Annotated in this window: 13 protein-coding genes; 3 read left to right on the top strand and 10 right to left on the bottom strand. The window is 63.6% G+C overall.

Annotated features, from left to right (window positions below; translation table 11 throughout):
* Nucleotides 1-39: 39 nt before the first annotated feature.
* The 4 genes from ABZW16_RS05240 to ABZW16_RS05225 are packed head-to-tail and all read right to left on the bottom strand — an operon-like array spanning nt 40 to nt 8,367.
* Complete coding sequence (locus tag ABZW16_RS05240; RefSeq protein ID WP_354952401.1) at nt 40-3,177, bottom strand: DEAD/DEAH box helicase family protein; 3,138 nt, start codon at nt 3,175-3,177, stop codon at nt 40-42.
* Nucleotides 3,174-4,508: a restriction endonuclease subunit S gene (locus tag ABZW16_RS05235; RefSeq protein WP_354952400.1), complete on the bottom strand. Its 1,335-nt coding sequence runs from the start codon at nt 4,506-4,508 to the stop codon at nt 3,174-3,176. Before ABZW16_RS05235 ends, ABZW16_RS05240 begins: the two co-directional genes overlap by 4 nt.
* 2 nt (nt 4,509-4,510) lie before the next feature.
* Nucleotides 4,511-6,499, bottom strand: a complete 1,989-nt coding sequence (locus tag ABZW16_RS05230) for a class I SAM-dependent DNA methyltransferase (protein ID WP_354952398.1) — start codon at nt 6,497-6,499, stop codon at nt 4,511-4,513.
* Complete coding sequence (locus ABZW16_RS05225; RefSeq protein WP_354952396.1) at nt 6,496-8,367, bottom strand: N-6 DNA methylase; 1,872 nt, start codon at nt 8,365-8,367, stop codon at nt 6,496-6,498. Before ABZW16_RS05225 ends, ABZW16_RS05230 begins: the two co-directional genes overlap by 4 nt.
* Before the next feature lie 206 nt (nt 8,368-8,573).
* On the opposite strand from ABZW16_RS05225, the gene ABZW16_RS05220 reads away from it, so the two are divergent.
* The 3 genes from ABZW16_RS05220 to ABZW16_RS05210 are packed head-to-tail and all read left to right on the top strand — an operon-like array spanning nt 8,574 to nt 9,975.
* Nucleotides 8,574-9,032 carry a hypothetical protein gene (locus ABZW16_RS05220; protein ID WP_354952394.1) on the top strand — a complete coding sequence of 153 codons (459 nt, stop codon included), beginning with the start codon at nt 8,574-8,576 and terminating at the stop codon, nt 9,030-9,032.
* Between the two features lie 42 nt (nt 9,033-9,074).
* Nucleotides 9,075-9,494, top strand: a complete 420-nt coding sequence (locus tag ABZW16_RS05215; RefSeq protein WP_354952392.1) for a helix-turn-helix transcriptional regulator — start codon at nt 9,075-9,077, stop codon at nt 9,492-9,494.
* Complete coding sequence (locus ABZW16_RS05210; protein ID WP_354952390.1) at nt 9,487-9,975, top strand: hypothetical protein; 489 nt, start codon at nt 9,487-9,489, stop codon at nt 9,973-9,975. Before ABZW16_RS05215 ends, ABZW16_RS05210 begins: the two co-directional genes overlap by 8 nt.
* A 495-nt stretch (nt 9,976-10,470) precedes the next feature.
* Here ABZW16_RS05210 and ABZW16_RS05205 read toward each other — a convergent pair whose 3' ends face one another.
* From ABZW16_RS05205 to ABZW16_RS05180, 6 genes are all read right to left on the bottom strand, one after another.
* Entirely contained in the window at nt 10,471-12,630 is a 2,160-nt protein-coding gene (locus ABZW16_RS05205) for an AIPR family protein (RefSeq protein WP_354952388.1), read from the bottom strand.
* 419 nt (nt 12,631-13,049) lie between these two features.
* Complete coding sequence (locus tag ABZW16_RS05200; protein ID WP_354952386.1) at nt 13,050-14,747, bottom strand: IS1182 family transposase; 1,698 nt, start codon at nt 14,745-14,747, stop codon at nt 13,050-13,052.
* 251 nt (nt 14,748-14,998) lie between these two features.
* Complete coding sequence (locus tag ABZW16_RS05195; RefSeq protein ID WP_354952384.1) at nt 14,999-16,030, bottom strand: NAD-dependent epimerase/dehydratase family protein; 1,032 nt, start codon at nt 16,028-16,030, stop codon at nt 14,999-15,001.
* Nucleotides 16,027-16,191, bottom strand: coding sequence for a hypothetical protein (locus ABZW16_RS05190; protein ID WP_354952382.1), 165 nt, complete (start codon nt 16,189-16,191; stop codon nt 16,027-16,029). The genes ABZW16_RS05195 and ABZW16_RS05190 overlap by 4 nt, the downstream gene beginning before the upstream one ends.
* Before the next feature lie 189 nt (nt 16,192-16,380).
* A complete protein-coding gene (locus ABZW16_RS05185; protein WP_354952380.1) occupies nt 16,381-16,740 on the bottom strand; it encodes a hypothetical protein in 360 nt (119 codons plus the stop codon).
* Between the two features lie 98 nt (nt 16,741-16,838).
* Nucleotides 16,839-17,216 (bottom strand): hypothetical protein, encoded by a 378-nt coding sequence (locus ABZW16_RS05180; protein WP_354952378.1) that lies wholly within the window; start codon nt 17,214-17,216, stop codon nt 16,839-16,841.
* Nucleotides 17,217-17,396: the final 180 nt, after the last annotated feature.

Raw genomic sequence — 17,396 nt, 5'->3', positions numbered from 1 at the left:
CTGTCTAGCTCTGTTGCCGTAATCTCTTGAACCCGAACACTATTCGACCGAGCCACGGTTCTCGGTCGCGCGGCGCATCTCCGCCCGCAGGCGTTTGAGCGCCGCGTCGCGGGCCGGATCGGTGATGATCCGATACGACCGCTTGATGGCCTCCTCCTTGAACGCCTTCTGGAACTCGGCATTGTCGAAGTACAGGCCCATGAAAGCGGTATTGCTGGCGGCGTTCTCGGCGACGATGTCGTCGAGCCGATCGTCGACCACCTGCCCGAAACGGGCTTCGTCGTTCATCAACGCCACCTGTTGCAGGCCCGTGTCCTCCACGATGCTGGCCACCTGCTGATAGGCGAGGATCTCATCGGAGGTGCCGAGATCCAGTCCGAAGCGCTCATTGAGCCGTTCGATGATCTCCGAGAGCGGTTCCAGCTCCGGCTCCTGATAGCCGCCGCCGTCCGCCGCGTGGCCGCGGATCGTCCGATCACCGGCCGGGGACAGCGAAACATCATGGTGCCCGGTGAATTCCAGCCGATAGTGGGTGAGATCGGCGTCGCCGATGTCCACCGAGACCAACGGCGGCCCGGGCAGCCGGAGGAGCAGGAGGCGACCGTATTGGTAGAGCCGTTGCAGCCTCGGGTCACCCCAATCGATAACCTGCGAGAGCAGACTGTACGCGCGCACGTAGTTCCGCAGCGCCTTGCGGAAACCCTCGCGCTCCTCATCGGTGTCGAGAGCGCCGAACCGGTCCAGGGCCGGTTGCAGGTAGCGGTGAGCGTCGCTGTGCAGTCTCCGTTCGGCGGTCGGCGTCATGCGCTCGGCGTCCGCCGCCCCGAGCACCCGCACGAACGCCTCCATCTCCGGGACCGACAGCAGGCCGTACTCCATGACCTCGCGTTCCTTGTCATAGAGCAGATTCGGGTCGGGCGGCGGGGTGAGGGTGCCCTCGAACCAGTCCTTGAACGCCTCCTCGATGGCGGCGGCCTCATTGTGGAAGTCGAGGATGCGGACATCGGCCTGGGTCTTCAAGGGATGCATGCGGTTGAGCCGCGACAGGGTCTGCACGGCATTGACACCGGTGAGCTTCTTGTCGACGTACATGCCGCACAGCAGCGGCTGATCGAAACCGGTCTGGTATTTCTCGGCGACCACCAGCAGCCGATACTCGGTTCGGCCGCGACCGTCCGGATCGTCGGCGCGGGTGTAGTCGAAATGCTTGGGCAACTCGATCTCCGGGAAGCCGTTGAGGCCGGCCTCGGTGAACTCCAGCCCGGTGTCCTCGTCCTTCAGGACGCCCGAGAACGCCACCAGCGGTTCAGAATCGGTGAATCCGCAGCGGCGGACGTACTCGACGATGGCCTGATACAGGCGCAGCGCGTGCCATCGCTCACTGGTCACCACCATGGCCTTGGCCCGACCGCCCAACCGGGGGCCGATGTTCTCGCGGAAATCGTCCACGATCAGTTTGGCCTTCTGCGGCAGGGAATTCGGGTGCAGTTCGGCGAAACGGATGAAGGCCCGGGCGGCCTTGGCCTTGTCCACGTCGGGATTGGAGATCGCCGAATTCGCCTGAGCGAGTTCCACAGCCGCGTTGCGCAGCCGCCACTTGGACTCCCAGGTGAGGTAGTTGGCGAGCACATCGAGGATGTAACCCTCGGCCACGGCCTGACGCATGGAGTACACATGGAACGGCTTTAGCAGCGGCTCGCCGGTCTCGCGGTCGAACTGGTCGGGGCTGGGTCGGCCGAAGAGCTTGAGAGTCGAGGACTTCGGGGTGGCGGTGAACGCGAAATACGACAGGTTCGGCTGCCGGCCGCGCACCCGGGTCTGATACTCGGCTTCGTCCTCATCGGGGTCGCGCGCAGCGTTGGCGCCCACCGCCTGCTTGATCTTCGACGCCGACTCGCCGCCCTGCGAGGAATGCGCCTCGTCGATGATCACCGCGTAACGCTTGTCCGCCAAGCCTTTTCCGGCGACCTTGTCCAGCACGTACGGGTACATCTGCAAGGTCGAGATGATGATCTTCGAGGTGGAGTCGGTCAGTGCGGCTGCCAGCTGCTTGGAGTTCTCATCGATCTTCTTGACCACGCCCGGCGTGTGATCGAACTGGTAGATGGTGCGCTGCAACTGCCGGTCCAGCACTGTGCGATCGGTGATGACAATGGTCTTGTGGAAAACCGGCCTATTCTCTCGATCGAACAGGTTCGACAGCCGATGCGCAAGCCACGCAATGGTGTTCGACTTGCCCGAGCCCGCCGAATGTTGAATCAGATAGTTGTGGCCCGCCCCGTGCTCGCGCGCGTCGGCCACCATCCGCTGTACGGCGTCCCACTGGTGGTAGCGGGGGAAAATGCGCGGCGCGGCATGCGGATTCGTCCGCACTCCGGTCTTCTCGGGCAATTGCACGTGCATGAACCGTTGCAACAGCTCCAGCCAGCTGTCCCGCTGCCAGATGTGCTCCCACAGGTAGGCCACCCCGTACGATCCGGGCTCGGCGGGCGGATTCCCCGCGTCCCCCGAGCGCCCCGCGCCCTTCGTGCCCAGATTGAACGGCAGAAACTGCGTGCTCGCCCCCGCCAGCCTGGTGGTGATGAACGCGCGATCCGGGTCCACGGCGAAATGCACCAGCGTACGTTTCGCAAAGAACAAATCGTTGGCGTCACGCTCGTCACGGTATTGCGCGATCGCGTCCATCACGGTCTTGCCGGTGTTGGAGTTCTTCAATTCCACGGTGGCGGTGGGCAACCCGTTCACGAACAACGCCATATCCACCGACTTGCGGTGCCGGGTGCTGTAGAACACCTGCCGCGCCACCGTCAGCACATTGCCGTGATACTCCCGCAAGGCGTCCGCCGCCAGGGTGTGACCCGGCCGGAAATACGCCATTTGAATCAGCACCCCCCGATCCCGCACTCCCTCCCGGAGCACATCCAGCACTCCCCGCGCATCGACCTCGGCCGCCACCCGCTGCGCAAACTGCCGCTGCGCGGCATTCGCGTCACCGTAATACCCGACCAGACGATCCCATTCCTCCTGCTGCGTCCGCCCGATGAACCGGTACATCTCCCCGGTATCGATCCCGAGCTCGGCATCGAAGGTGCCCTGACCCTTTTCCCAGCCATTGGATAGCAGCTCAAACTCGACCCGGTTTTCGAAAGCCTTCTCTTTGAGAGCTTTTGGGGTCATGGACGTACACTTTCGAAGCTGGTGGAGCGGGCCGTTGTGACATCGAGCCGACCGGTAACGGCAGCGGTGATCAGCGCGTGGCGATGTTCTGCAAGCAGTGACCGCTGGCCGTCAAGAGCTGCGACCGTCCTTTCATATGTCTCGCGCGCACGAAGATAATCATGAACAACTGAATGCTGGTCTGCCAAAGATTTAATAGGAACCGGAAAATTCAGCACCTTGGAACTACTTGTTGTTGCGATTCCAACTTGAGTTGAAGTGAATCGGAAGTATCGACGACCATGAATAGATGCCAGCAGAGCGACAAGATATTCCGGACTTATCAATCTGTCGTTCACCCGGATCGCGAAGACGTGATTTTGGTGGATCATATTCGGAATCTCTCCGGACCATACCGCCCCCCGTCCCAGGTTATCCGGGTTGCCATTTGCTTCGGTCATGACAACATCACCGGGTTGAAGTCGTGATGCGCGAGCCATTATTCTCGGTATCCGAATCTGTTTGATCTCACTGAGATCAACCCGCTCACCTTGGACATTAGCGACTCTCAAGTATGGATAGTCCGCTTCATCGCCAGTTTCTTTTCTCCCTTCATGGACGGTAACACCCGATTGAACTCGGGCCATATACCCAAGTCGGGCAGTTGCCGTCGAGGCAGGTAACCACGGCCATATTTCTGATCGCAGATCAGCGTTTGCAATCCCTGGTGTTACGAGCTCAGATATTTCGGTCGCATATCTGACCGACAACGCATCGAATTGTGTTGCCCTGCACTCCACCACTCGGTCAATTCGAGAAACCTCAGCATCCAGGAAGTCAGCGATACGACGCTGCTCATCGAGCGGCGGAAGTGGAACTTCCGCTCCGGCGAGTCGTTCTCTATTCAGCTCGATTTGATTTGTTGCACCAACAATCAAGGCCGCATACACATAATTGTAAAACGGCGACGATGCGAGCCAATAGAATAAGAACCGAGGATTCACAATTGTACGGTCAGTCCGCGCCACAGTCACGTGTCCGTCTGCAATACAAGGAAGGTCGTCGATCGCTCCATGGAAGTACCCAACCCTACCCAGGGTGCCAGTCCCGGTCGAATTAACCAGTATATCACCGGGAATCAGGTAGCCTTTGAGTTGCTTTGGATTACCCGAATATGCATGGTAACGAGTACGGTCCCAGTTCAACCCTTCGGGCTGATTGGCAGCCTGGCTGACTACTCGAATCTGGCCATCATCCACATAATCCGGTGCAGTTCCGCGATTAAGGAAGGTTGTCGCGAACTTCAGGGGAATCCATCTCCACGACGGGGGCAGGGCAATATCGAATGCCATGACTATTCCGTCACCTCCCCCAACAGCTTCTGAATTTGCTTCTCCAACTCCCGCAACTCCGCGTCGATCTCTGCCAATGGCCGGGGGGGCGTGTACACGTAGAAATGCCGAGTGAACGGGATCTCGTAGCCGACCTTGGTCTTCTCGCGGTCGATCCAGGCGTCGGGGACGTGAGGCAGGACTTCGCGGGCGAAGTAGACGTCGATGTCCTCGTCGAGGGGGATGTTCTCGTAGTCGCGCAGGTCCGGGTCCGGGAGGGCGGAACCGTCCTTGGCGGTTTGCAGTTCGCCTTCGGGGTCGGAGACGGCTACGGCGGACCAGAGGGCCTTGAGGTGGCTGGCGGTCTTGGGCCAGGTCGCGCCGAAGTCGGCCACCGCCTTGTGCAGGGCGTTAACGGCCTCCTTCTTAGTCCACCAGACGGAGCCGAGCAGGCCGCGCAGGGCGTTGATGAGGGTGTTGCGGCCTTCCCATTTGGCCAGCGGTTTGGCGATGTCCAGGGCGGCGAGGGTGTCCTCGGTGACCTCGAAGCGCTGGCGCAGCGGACGTTCGACGGTGATGCGGCGGTAGCCGAAATCGCGGGTGCGGAAGATCTTCACACTGGTGTGATCGGGGTGGTCAGGGTCGGCGGCGATGGCGCGGGCCTTGCCGTACATCTTGGTGATGACGTCGATTTGGTCCTTGGATATCTTCTTACGCTTGTCGCCGAAGGACTTTCGCATCTTCTCCCACTGGTCGCGGGCATCGAGCAGGATCACCCGTTCACGGAGCGCGGGGTCCTTGCGGTTGGTGAGAATCCACAGGTAGGTGGAGATGCCGGTGTTGTAGAACAGCTGATCCGGCAGGGCTACAATGCCTTCCAGCAGATCCAGATCGTCCAGAATCCAGCGGCGGATCTCGGATTCACCTGACCCCGCGGCCCCGGTGAACAGGGGCGAGCCGTTGAAGACGATGCCGATGCGGGCCCCGCCCTCGTCGACCGGCGTCATTTTGTCGATCATGTGCTGTAAGAACAGGAACGATCCGTCGTTGATGCGCGGGGTGCCTGCACCGAAGCGGCCGGCGAACCCGAGCTCTGCCTCGGCGTTGACGAAATCCGCGACCTTCTTCCACTCCACCCCGAACGGCGGATTGGCGAGCATATAGTCGAAGGTGCGGCCCTCGAAGCCATCGTCGCTGAAGGAGTTGCCGAAGTGGATGTTGCCCTGCTGCCCGAGCATGAGCATGTCCGACTCGCAGATGGCCCAGGACTCGCCGTTGACCTCCTGACCGAACAGGTAGACGTTGGTCTTCGTGCCCATTCGGGTGATGCGATCCTGGGCGGCGGTCAGCATGCCGCCGGTGCCGCAGGCCGGGTCCAGGACATTGATGACCTTGCCCGCCCCCGCCAGCACATGGTCATCGGGCGCGATCAATAGGGCGACCATCAGGTCGATGACCTCACGCGGCGTGAAGTGCTCACCGGCAGTCTCATTGGAGTCCTCCGCGAACAACCGGATGACATGCTCGAAGACATAGCCCATGTCGTGGTTGCTGAGCTTGTCTAGCTCTTGCATACCGGCGAAACGGCCCACGACCTTGTAGAGCAGTTTCGCGTTCGCCAATCCGGTGATCACGTTGTCGAGGTCGAAGCGGCTCAGGATCTGCTTCACATTCGGCGAGAAGCCGTTCACATAGTCGCGCAGATTCTTGGCGACCATATCCGCGTCGCTGGCGATCGACTTGAAATTCTGTTTTGAGGTGTTGTAGAACGACAGCTTCGCCGCCAGTTCCAGCGGGCGCTGCTTGTTCTGAATCGTCAACTGCGCGTCGCGTTCCCACACCGCGGCGCGGGTGGGAGCCATGACCGCGTCCAGCCGACGCAGCACGGTGAACGGCAGGATCACCTTGCCGTACTCATGGCGCTTGTAGTCGCCGCGCAGCAGATCGGCGACGGCCCAAATATCGGCCGCCATCTTGGAAAGGGACGGTTTGTCCTGGGAGGGTGCACTCACGATGCGTTCGTCTCACTTCTGTGGGGTTCGCGATGGGAATGAGTATCGGGAATCTGATCGGGCGCTAGCGCGCCAACGGTCAAACCATGCACCGCCTGGTCGATCACGTTGGCGCTCACCCGCGCCAGGGAGGTCACGGTGTCGCGGAGCAGGTGCAGGTGGCGGAACACATCACCGTAGCGACGCTGTTCGGCAAACGGTAGTCGCGGGATGCGGCAGCGCTTCAAGTCATCCCGGCTCACCACTCCCCACCGATTCGCCCGCGGCTGCGCCTCGGTGTCGGCGCGAAGGAACTCCGCCAGGAAATGCGCGTCCATGCGTGCGGGGTCCACCTCGATGATTTGGGCCAGCGCCCGCTCGTCCTCGATCCGGCCGGTGGCGACCACCGGCGGCTCACCCATCATGCGCAACAGCACATCCCCGGCGCGCGGCGTGGCCTCGCGAGAACGGATCGTCACCGCGCCGGCGCGTTCGAGCTCGGCGAGGGTGACCAGGGGATAGCGCGGCGGCGCGGACACGGTCACGAAATGCGGCATGCCCGAACCGATTCGGGCGTACATCGCCTCGAGCCGGTCGACGATCTGCTCGAAGTCGACCGCTCGCCCCGGCGCGTGCGGCACCAGGTACCGGGATGGCAGCAGGTTCGTCTCCGCATCCAACAAGCGCAGCCGGGGCACGACCTGGCCGATGCTCGGATCGACATCCCGGAACAACCGACGCCAGGCGGTGGCACCCTGCGGAAGGTCCTTCGCGTCGGCCAATCCGGACAAGTCCACCATCCGCACGCCCGAGGCATTCGGCATGCCATGCGGACGCCGCAGGATCCACAGGAGTTTGCTCGCCTGCAGTGGCATGCCGACACCCCTCGGCAGCGCGACTATGGTGTGCAACGCGCCCGACCGCACCAGCTCCCGTCGAATCTCCCAGCCTGACGCTTGCGTGCAGGTGCGCGCCGACACCGCGACGACGGCCGTGCCGTGCGGCCGCAACTGCGCGTAACAGTGCTGCACCCAGGCCAATTCGCCATCCCGGGCGGCGGGTTGCCCGAATTCCCATCGATCGGAAGGGATCTCCGACGACGGCCAGTCGGACGGATCGAACGGAGGATCGCACACCACTGCGTGCGCGTATCGCAGGTATCCACGGAAGGCGTTGCTCAGCAGGGCGTCTCCGGGCAGCAGCGCGTACTCGAGATGCACGAACCGGCGCAGTTCATTGCCCGTGGCGGCGGTGGCGGATTCGTCGAGATCCTGACCCACCAATATGACGCCGTCGCCGAAGCGTTCGGCGGCCGCACACAGCCGACTTCCGTCCCCGCAGGCCGGATCGAGCAGCACCGGCAGCTCCCGCTCGAGATCCGAGGTGACCGCGTCGTCCACGACATCCCGATCCAGCGGGATATCAGGGGCCTCGATGGCCAGATCCGGCAGCAGGGCGACCATCGCTCGCGCCATGAGATCGTCCGGCTTGTCCTTCTCGGACTCACCATTCGCCCGATCGGCATCGATCGCTCGCCCCTGCGCGGGCGCATCACCGGCGATTCGCTGCACGCTGGTCGAGGTGGTCCCGGCGGTCGCGAGTTGATCCGCCTTGCCGGTCGCGGTGAGCCACTCCAGCACCTCGGCGCGCGAAAAGGTAGGGCTGGCGGAGGTGCCGCCCACGGGTTTCGGGAATTCGGGATAGCGACGACGCCAGTTCGACACGGCCGCTCGGCCGACGCCTGCCAACCGGGCTATCGCCGCCGCCGTCATCTCGTCGTCCATGGCTGTGACGCTACAACGAAACCCCCGCCGTTCACAAGCCTTCGAGTAAATCTGTGAACAGTAAGATTTGCATTCACAACTTCTTGCATACACGATCGTGAACACGCTACCTTCGAAGCGCGGCCACGCAATCCCGCCGGTGCCGTGAGCGCGAAAGACTAACCGTCCAGCATTGCACGGCTCCACGTCGATGACACCGAGTTCTCCAGGGGGACAGCGTGATTCAAGGACCCGCACCAGAGCATGAGTTGCGGTCCCGCTTGAACAGACCCGGCGCGCAGTGGCGGGAAACGTCTCGATGCGAACAGGAGATGGCGAGCCTCAGAACCCTCGACGAGGACGCCTGGTTCCTGCTGAAGATACTCAAGTCAGATGCCGAGGAATTCGGCCTCGATCCCCGCGAGAACCGCGAAGCGCCGAACGGAAACCGACAGGGGTCCTATCGCTGCCCGGTGGGACGGGACATCTACCAGGGAGTCACCGCCCCGCCGGGGGCGCTGCCCTGGCTGGGCGAGCTCGAAGTCGAAGGCACCGTGCCCGTCGACGGGCATGAGGTGCACTGGCGGTACTACTTCATCGAACCCCGCGTGCACACCGATATCGAGGACGACCGACTGCTCGGCTGCTCAGTGCGGCACAAGGGCATCGCGAGCGCGTACAACGCGGCCGATCAGACACGCCACATGCGTGGCGCGATCGAGGCTGGCAAGCGTTGGTGCAGGCAGAATCGCTATACATGGCGGCCTTCGATGTGGGACAGTGGATACTGACATATATGTCAGAAGGATTGTCCAGGGGGAGGCAGGTGGGTCATGGATCCACGTAAGTACGAGCGGCTGGGGCTCGACCTTGCACGCCAGCAGACCAAGCTGATCCGTGAACTGAAGGCCGTTCGCATGGCCAATGGGTTCAGTGTCGCCGACGTCGCCGACGCCATGGGTGTCGACGAAGCCGTCGTGTACCGCTTCGAAAAGGGCGGCACCAACCCGACAATCGCCACCATCCGGCGCTACGCCATCTCGGTCGGCGCGATGCTGCAACTCGGAGCCGCCGCGGTGGCCGTCCACGAAAGCCAGCGGATTCGCGCCGCCGCGACCTCCATCGACCACGATCCGGCCAAACGCGCCGAATTCATCGAGTTCCACGAGTGGCCGGCCGCCGGCAAATGCGACCGTACGACATCACCCGCCCCGACCGCGCACACGACATGGACGGTGGATAAGCGTGAGTGACGCCCCGACCTCGGCGGACTATGCACTCCGCGACGTCCGCCCCCACAAACTGCTCTTCGAACAGTTCGACTCCGAAGACGACACCCGGCGACCCGCCTGGTTCGAGGAAAGCCCCAACGGTGTCACGCTCGCCGGATTCGCGGGCGGCTACGTCCATGCCACCGTGACAGCACGGTTCCTGCACGCCGGCGCGGCGGTCGCCGTAGCCATCACCGGTTGCTACCAACCGGCCGACGCCGACGCCGACGGACCGGCTGACGAAATCAGTGACGGCCCAACGATTCTGGATTCGTCACCTGCGGAGCGGCACCGATTCACAGAGCGGGCGGTCCACGACCTCTTCCCGTACCTGCGCGCCGAACTCCAGATGCTGAGCGGCCGACAGGTCGGGTACCCGGGCATCATACTGACGCCTGACCCCCGCATCGAAGAAATCCTCACCGCGAATATCGGCGACAGGCCCACGGCCACCGGCGACTGACACCGGTCTGCCAATGGTGGTCGACGATATCTCTCGATGCCGCCGTCCATCGTGGGCTCGTCATGGACCGCCTGGGAACCCTGATTGTGGACGAACACGGCGAACTCGTACCCGCTGGTTGACAGCAGCCCAGGACCCTGGCTTCCGCCCAGGCATACCGGCACCGAACAACCGGCCATCACCCAAGTGGCGCGCTGATTCGCCTCTGTAAAGACACGGAGCGATGCTGACCTTCGATAGCTCGCTCGGTCGCCGAGCGCTGGGCACGCTCGGTTCGGCCGCTCTCGTCGGGGTTTCCGGCCGGGTGCAGCGAATTGCCGTTTGTCGGGGACAAGGTCACCGTGGCGGACGAAAACCCAGCTCTGGCAGCGGCATTCGATCGGGTGCAGGATGCACACGGCAGCGCGCGACTCGGGGATATTGTCGCCCAGTCCGGGGCGGGCATCGGCGAATGGGATCGGATCCACCAGCGATCGGCTGGCAGCCGCAGTTTCATCAAGCGAGATCAAGGACGCTTTCCTCCGAACCTTCGAGTTCGCCGAGAACTCGCCACGCCAGGTCGGCCAGCGTTATGCCAGAACTGGTCACCCACCTCAAGGTCCCCTGGACCGCCACTGGCCGCTTTTCCCACTGCGCCAGCTCCCACATATGGGAGATTAGCCCGGAAGGCGAGTACTGCTTGCCGTCAGCAGCCCAAAGGATCGGCTTGAGGCGATGCGGAACCCACGTCGCACGCGATCGCTTGGGGTTTTCGGCGAGCCAATCCTTGATAGCCTCGATCTCAACCGGATAACCTGTGGCGAGCGTGAGCACATCGCCCTCGGCAAGAACACCTTTGTCGATCAGGACCGAGACCGCGTTAGGACGCCGCCGCTTTCGCTTTGCGGGGATCCGGCGGTACTTGTCCGGCGACGCAACTGCATCTTTTGCGCTGTCCTCACCGAGAACACGATCGGCAATCTCGCGACAACGTGAGACATCTGAGCATACAGCTCGGACTTGGGAACGTTCGCCGTAGAGCTCGTCGATTGCAGCCGCCACAGCTGGCAAAAGCGTCTCGATTAACTCCGGTGTCTGTTCGACAGCACGCGTCATCCATTCCAAGTTTGGATCCGGTTCATCGAGCGCTTCGGTGTCAAGACTTCGGAACACGAGATATGCGAGCAGATAAACGCCATGTTCCGTGAGGGCTACACCTCTTCCTTCGTAGCGCGGGCGCAGGTCATGGAGGCTGCGCCGTACTTCCCGGAGAACCTTGACGGCATTCCACAAGAGGTAAGCACTGGGCTGGGGCCGAAACAGTACATCGTATATACCTTGCGATCCACGCTCCCACAGCACGTCAAGTGTGGTGGCGATCCTCGCTGCATATTGACTGTCCGGATGAGCACAAGCCAGCGCACAGGCAGCCTCGACGACTGAGCAACCCGTATCTGGATGCGGCTCTAGCTCGCTGCGGCGGACGCTGTACTCCAAACCGAGCTCGGCTCGCATTTCTTCCATGATGGCGGCCTGGACTGAGTCCAAGGCGATGAAGTCGCGCGCCTCGACGCGGTTCTGCCGATTGGTCGCCTGGGTCGTCTGCTTGGCAAATTGCTTTGCCTTGCCTGTCACGATGATGCGTACGCCGACCTGCGCTGTCGCAGCGGCATCATCCTTGGCGACTGCTTCGGCGACCGACCGAACGGTCTGAGCGCCATTGACCACGCTGGCATCACGCAAGGTGAGGCCGAGTGGACGTGTATGTGGCATCCGCATCGATTGTTGGGTCTTCTCAACCGACTCACACAGAATGGTGATGCCGTTGTTGAAGTACCAGAAGTGAGCCGGTTCTGCGGTCAGAGTGTCGATCAGTTCGTTGTTGATCGCTGTCCTACCAAGCGGATTGCGGAGGTTGAACAAATTTGAGCCGCGCTCGACCCATTCAGCGACCTGCTCAGCTTCCACCACACCTTGGTACGACTCGTATGGCGCACTTATCGCGAACCACGGGAACAGCTCGGCTGACAGCTCGACCGGTTGGGGCGCAAGATCCTTCCGGACCGACTCCCACACCTCGGCGGCGAGGACGATTCGGTGACGAAGAATCTCTCCGTGCTGGTTGAACTCCTTCTCCCCGTTTACGAGCGCTTCACGAAACCCCGCGGTCACGTCATCGGCTCGCATCAACACGACTACCTGAGTCACCGGCACTGGGCCTGTGGCCATGACACTCTTGGCCAGTTCGGCGAGCTGCCGACCGCGTGGATTGAACGGAGTGAAATCCTCGTCATCGATGAGCCGCAAACCGGCGAGCAGCTCCATGACTGCCGACCGATCGCTGTTGGCGTTGCCGTTTTTGCTCCATTTCGCCTGTACGAGATAGACGTGTGGATCCGAGCCCTCCACGACCGCAATAGCGTCAATCCCTTGGTCCGCCATGCCGTCGATGACTGTTAGTGCAGCCTCGGCTGGGCTGTAGCCGGTGACGATACGGACTGCTTGAGCAGTCAGCGCCCGAGACAAGACTCGTGGCGTCAGTTCTTCGGCCGGTTTTCCCTCGAGGTCGCTGATGTCCAGCAGGCCCGACTCCACATAGACAGTGCGGAGGGCCTTTTCGACCTGACGGACTTGCCGGGGCACTTCGTCATGACTGCCGCGTGCGCTGTTGCTCAACCTCTTGTCCTTCCTGTCGACCTAACCGGCCGATTTATTGTCGCGGTTACGAACGGTCGAATCGCCGTCGAATCCCCTTGCCAGCATTGGTCAGCCATTCGTCCGGTGCTCAACGATGGCCGGCCCGTTGGCGGTGCGGACTCGTCGATCCTTGCCTAGCCATCCTATTGACGGGGTCCACAGTTAAGGGAGCGATCGTGTGGATGCCTGTCGTCGGATCGAGCCAAGTGCGGCAGCGAATTTCGAGTCATGGAAGCCACCAGCGGCGCCGATGCCGAGAGTGTATCGCCGGTCAATGTCACCGCTCGTGCAGATACCTCCTGCGCTGACAGCATCCGCTCTGGGGCTTAGCCGTCCCCGTTACCCACGATTGCGATGGCCTTAGCTTGACTCTGTCGGTGATCTTGTGAGTTGCGAGATCAGCCGCTGACCGCCCGCCAGGACCGTAGTCGGGGAATTCCCTTGTGGTCCAGATAGTTTTGGAAGGCTGTTGGCGGGCGCGGCGGGGATGGTTCGTCTGGTAGCGGTCCAGCGCTTAGGCGTTCGATGTTCACGGCGATGGCGGTGAACACGTGCTGCAGGTGGATTTTGGTCTGGCCGCGGTAGCGGCATCGTCTCATGCCGTGCCCGTGCGCGAATTCGCAGATCGTGCCCTCGATGCCGGAACGGACCGCATACCGTGTGCGCCAGGCCGGGGTCTGTTGCTCGCTGCGGGCCCGCACCTGCAGGTCGAGGAGTTCTCGCGGTGGAAAGCCCACGTTGCGGGCGCTTTCGCGGGAGGTGGTGCACTGACTGCGGACCGGGCATGGCTGGCACTGGGCTTTGGTGAACCGAGCCACGATCAGCGGAGCCGCGGTCGGAGACGACGTCGGGTAGGGGCCGTGCCATCCCTTGCTGACCTGGCCCTGCGGGCAGGTCACCTGTCGGCGGTCGAAGTCGATGCGGAAGTCGTCGCGGCCGAAGCCCTCGTTCTCGCGGTGCTGGCGGGTGGGATTACCCGGCAGCGGCCCGGTGAGGATGACCTGATGTTCGCGGGCCGCCTGCACGACGTGGACCAGGGAGGTGTAGCCGCCGTCGACCAGATGCTCGGCAGGAAGCAGCCCGCGACGCTGCAAGCGGGTATGGATTCCGGGAAGCACCTGGGCATCGTGTGTGGTGGCCGGGGTGGTGACGACGTCGGTGATCACGTTGGTGCCCTCGGGTGCGCAGGTTTCGGTCAGATGGACCAAGAACCCCTTCCACCTGGTGACTTGTCCCCGGCGCGCGTAGCGGGCCTGGATGTCGTAGGGAGAAACGATCGCCACCGCCGCCGGTGGCAGGCCGCCGTCGGTGTCGGTGCGCCAACGCAGGCGGCCCTTGTCATCGCGGTAGTAGTTCTGCAGGACGATCTGTCGCAGAGCCTGGGCCTGAGGGCCGGACAGGTGGTCCGGTCCGTGCTCTCGTAGATGCTCCAGTAGTTGGCAGGCGTCCTCGCCGGTGGTGAGGATCCTGGTCTTGGGTCGGGTGGGGTTGCGGCCCAGGCGCATCTGGCGGCCGTAGCGACGTCCCCATTCCTCGTCGACCAGGCCGGTCAGCAGGTGCGGAGCAGCGCGGGCGAGTTCTTCGAGTGCGGCGCGGACGGCCTCGGTGATCAGCTCGAGCCGGGTCAGGTCGCGTACCGCGGCCAACACGTGGGTGGAGTCGGTGCGCTGGGTGGTGCGTTCGCGTACCAGTCCGGCGTCGGTGAGCCGGGCCAGGGCAAGATCGAGCAGCCGGTCGGCGCGGTCTCCTTCGGCGAGCCGGTCCCGGAAATCGCTCAGCACACTGTGATGGAAGCCGGGGTCGTCCAACTCCAGGGCCAGCGCGTACTTGAAGTCGATACGGCAGCGCACGGCCTCGGCCACCTGCCGGTCGGACAGGTCCAGCACATACTGCAGCACGCACACGGTGGCCAGCTGGGCCGGAGACAGACCCGGCCGCCCGTCACGCGGATACCAGTCGGCGAAATCCTCATTGTCCCAAAGGCTTTCGAGCCGATCACGTATCCACATCGCCGTGGTTCCACGAGGATTACTGGCGCGGGCCACCCGCACCGTCAGCGGCGGGACCGTCTTGGCCGGTCCGGGTCCGAGTGACATTCACCTGTTCCTTCAAGGGACGCAACAGTATTCGCGCCCCGCAGTGTGACAGCCCATCAGCCACGACACACCGAATTCCAAGATCACCGACAGAGTCAAGCTCAGTGAGCGTCCGGGAACTCTCGTCAGACGTGGCGGGTGGTGAGTTTGTCGGTGAGTCGGTGGTGTCGGGTTCGGTCGTGCCGGATCGGCGAATGTGGTTGTGGGTGAATGATGTACGGTCCGGCGTGGTGTAGCCGAGCGTCGACGGGTCACTGTGGGTGCGGGCGCAGGATGGTGCGCATCCAGTCGAGGGTGTGGTGCAGGCCGTCGGGCAGGAGGGTGGTGGGTTGCCAGCCCAGGAGGGCTCGCGCGTGAGTGAGATCCGGGCTCCGTGCGGTGACATCGGTGGTGCTGGCGGGGGCGACCTCTAGCCAGCCGCTGCCCGCGAGATCGATGACTGTACGCGCGAACTCGGCGAGCGTGACCGCGTTCGGGCCGCCGATATCGACCGGCCCGAACGCTTCGCTGTCGAGCATCGCGACCATAGCCTCGACCGTATCGGCCACGTAGACGAAAGATCGCGTGTCACCATCGATGACCTGCAGTGTCTGATCGCGCAGTGCGGCAGCACAGCAGGAGGCAGTGACGCGGCCGTCGCCCGGCCACAGGTGCGGACCGTACACCTCGAAGGGGCGGACGATGCCCACGTTCGCGCCTCGATAGTGGCGGGCGAGGGCCTCGGTGACGTGGCTACCCGCGGTGTTCGCGCTGAAAGTGCTTGCCGGGCCGATGTTTCCGAGGTGGCCTCGGCTTGGTGGCGCGTGGTGCGATTCGCCGGAAATCTCGGAGCCCGACGCCACGACGATGCGAGCGCCGCGACGCGCGGCCAGGTCGAGAGCCGCGAGGGTGCCGGTCGAGGCCGCCCGGAGGGTGTCGACCGGGCGCCGGGCGCTGGCTGTTGGGCTGCCCGGGCGCGCGAGATGCGCGATGTGGGTGACGGTGGCGAGGTCGGCGAGCGCGCCGGGTGCGGTCACATCGGCGGTGCGGAGGGTGAATCGTGGGTGTGCCGTGAGGTTTTCGATAGCGGCCCGGCGGCCGGTGCTCATGTTATCGATCGCGGTGACCCGGTCCCCGCGCTCGAGCAGTGCTCGGCACAGATGTGAACCGAGCAAGCCCGCGCCTCCGGTGACGACGGTGTGATTCATGGTGGCGGTTCCGTGGCGGCCGGTGGCCGAGGTGTGCATGTGATGCGGGTGGACGCTCGCGGGTGGCGGGTCATCGGTGCTTACGGTGTGGTTCATGACGGCAGCTCCCAGGGGCGGTGTCGGCGGGTGGAGTCGAGGGTGACGTGCCCGGCCGCGACGAGGGTGGCCAGGGCGGCGCGGCGGCGGGCGCAGTTGTGTTCGCGGTGTAGCTGCATCGCGCGGTGCGCCTCGTCGAGAGTCAATGGCGGAGTGGGCAAGTCGCATGTCCACGCTGTCGGCCACTGGACCGGACGTAGTGCGCAGTGCGCTCGGGTAGGGCGATGGGTGGGGGCGGATCGGTGCGATCGGTCGGTCGGCCATACGCATCCGAGGGTGGTCACCGCGATAACGCATCCGGCGAGTACCGCCGCCACACTCGACACCACATGCCACGGGGCCATGGCTGCTCACCCCTCCCGGCTGTCGCCCGAGCGCATATCGTGCGCCAGTTCGCGTAGTCCATCGAGAACCTGGTGCAAGGTCACGGGTTCCGGTGCGCCGCAGGGAAATACCGAATCGGGTCCCGGCGTTCGCCGAGATGACGGTGGGGCGGTGGGAAATTCGATGTCACGCCGATGTGCGCGTTCGCGTGGACTCAATGTCTGCGGCGCGATCCGGCCGTACTGCACGAGTGTGCGGTAGGCGACCCATTTCCACGCGCACCGGTGGATCCGGCACTCCCGGTGCCGCCGCATCAGCCGATGCGCCAAGTCGATTTCGGCACTGCCGCAGATGCTCGGCGGGGTGCGGATCGACTCGTCGCTCATCAGGGTGCCAAGCCTTTTCGGCTCGAGGTGACCGTCATCGCCTTGGACGGGCCGAAGGCCACCTTCGGTCGACCAATGCTGGGGTTGACTCGGGGAATTCATCGCGCGGCCCCCGCCTCGACGCCCGGCGCGGGCTGCGCACTGCGTGCCCACGTGCTCGGCGGGGAAACCGTTTCCAGGTCGCACCCCGCATCGCAGACCAGGGCGGGCTGGTCGTTCACCTGCGCCAGATCGAAGACCACGATGACCTCGACGCCGAGCCCGGCGGCGATGCCGAGGGCATACCCGATTGGATCCGGTTCGTCGGCCGGTGGGCGGACCGTGTACACGCACCAGTAGCCCAATGCGCAAGCATGCCGGTGTATTTCGTTCGCATGGCGAGGCGCGTGCAGTCCGGAGACATCCGCGCGGATGAACCCGATGGCTTTCGGCCTGCCGGTAGTTGGTGGCGGTTCGATGGCTTGCGTGTGTGGCATGAGACTCCCCGGAACATATCGATGTGCGAGATCTGCTGGGGCGTTCGGGGAACGGGCAACAACGGATCAGCACGGGTCGCCGCGTCGGCTCGCGAGGGTGGTGCCGAGCGGAGACGCATGCCGCCGATGTTGTTGCGGTGCCGATAGATTCGAGAGCTTCGATGTCCCCGAACGCCTGAC

The sequence above is a fragment of the Nocardia sp. NPDC004604 genome (assembly GCF_040609795.1).
Taxonomy (GTDB): domain Bacteria; phylum Actinomycetota; class Actinomycetes; order Mycobacteriales; family Mycobacteriaceae; genus Nocardia.
Note: the sequence above shows the minus strand (reverse complement) of the source record. Positions and strands in the feature narration are given on the sequence as shown.

Bases quoted from the DNA above. Each gene is read 5' to 3' on its own strand.
- ABZW16_RS05180 (WP_354952378.1), bottom strand. From the start codon at position 17,216: ATGCCACACACGCAAGCCATCGAACCGCCACCAACTACCGGCAGGCCG.
- ABZW16_RS05215 (WP_354952392.1), top strand. From the start codon at position 9,075: ATGGATCCACGTAAGTACGAGCGGCTGGGGCTCGACCTTGCACGCCAG.
- ABZW16_RS05240 (WP_354952401.1), bottom strand. From the start codon at position 3,177: ATGACCCCAAAAGCTCTCAAAGAGAAGGCTTTCGAAAACCGGGTCGAG.
- ABZW16_RS05185 (WP_354952380.1), bottom strand. From the start codon at position 16,740: ATGAGCGACGAGTCGATCCGCACCCCGCCGAGCATCTGCGGCAGTGCC.
- ABZW16_RS05195 (WP_354952384.1), bottom strand. From the start codon at position 16,030: ATGAACCACACCGTAAGCACCGATGACCCGCCACCCGCGAGCGTCCAC.
- ABZW16_RS05200 (WP_354952386.1), bottom strand. From the start codon at position 14,747: ATGTCACTCGGACCCGGACCGGCCAAGACGGTCCCGCCGCTGACGGTG.
- ABZW16_RS05220 (WP_354952394.1), top strand. From the start codon at position 8,574: ATGGCGAGCCTCAGAACCCTCGACGAGGACGCCTGGTTCCTGCTGAAG.
- ABZW16_RS05235 (WP_354952400.1), bottom strand. From the start codon at position 4,508: ATGGCATTCGATATTGCCCTGCCCCCGTCGTGGAGATGGATTCCCCTG.